The organism is Niallia sp. Sow4_A1 (assembly GCF_052116745.1).
Taxonomy (GTDB): domain Bacteria; phylum Bacillota; class Bacilli; order Bacillales; family Cytobacillaceae; genus Niallia; species Niallia hominis.
Window position 1 is genome coordinate 1 of the sequence record NZ_JBQKKM010000149.1, and the last position, 381, is coordinate 381.

Consider the following 381-nt stretch of genomic DNA (forward strand, 5'->3'; position numbering starts at 1 on the left):
AGAGAGGGTGTTGGCGTCGATTGCTCATTTTGATTTGGATGTGACGGATAAGAAGGTAGTTGTGAATCTATCTCCGCCTGATCAAAAGAAAAATGGTTCGCTATTTGATCTTTCTATCGCAATTGCTGCTTTGAAGGAACTGGGGGAGGTGAAGCGTGAGATTCCCACAGATACGGCGTTTATTGGGGCGTTATCCCTTGATGGTTCGGTTGTGAGTGGAGAAGGGATACTACCTGCAGTTATTGCGGCCAGGGGGCTTGGGATCAAACGAGTGTATTTACCTTATGATCCGGTGCTGCCACTTCATATGCTACAGGATATTGAATGTATAGTTGTGTCTCATATCGAGGAAGTCGTTCAGCATTTGGAAGGGCAAGAAAG

The 381-nt window shown here is 45.9% G+C and carries 1 protein-coding gene; it reads left to right on the forward strand.

Features of this window, described 5'->3' with window-relative positions:
* Nucleotides 1-10 precede the first annotated feature (10 nt).
* Nucleotides 11-381: magnesium chelatase domain-containing protein (locus ACTQ5K_RS25605; RefSeq protein ID WP_441994462.1), on the forward strand; the 371-nt coding region annotated here is incomplete at its 3' end.